Below are 240 nucleotides of genomic sequence, written 5' to 3' on the forward strand. Positions count from 1 at the left end.
GTCGTGGTGTAGAGCGTATTCTTCGTGGTGAAGAAAAAGAGAACCTAACTTTGCCTCAAACCGAGAATCATATGTTCTACGAAGCAGAAGCATTTGCGAAGCAGTTAAAGCTTGGTGTGATTGATGAACAAATGAAACAACGTTCGTTGACCGTTGCAAAAGTACTGACTGAAGTACGCAAACAGACTGGCGTAGTATTCCCTGTAGACCAGTAAACTTGTGCATGGTATAGCCAAAAGT

At 42.5% G+C, this 240-nt stretch carries 1 pseudogene; it reads left to right on the forward strand.

The annotated features are described in order from the left end of the window. A pseudogene (locus IEX97_RS13275) lies at positions 1-215 on the forward strand (oxidoreductase); the annotation flags it as partial. Positions 216-240: the final 25 nt, after the last annotated feature.

The organism is Paenalicyclobacillus cellulosilyticus (assembly GCF_014647315.1).
Lineage (GTDB): Bacteria > Bacillota > Bacilli > Alicyclobacillales > Alicyclobacillaceae > Alicyclobacillus_J > Alicyclobacillus_J cellulosilyticus.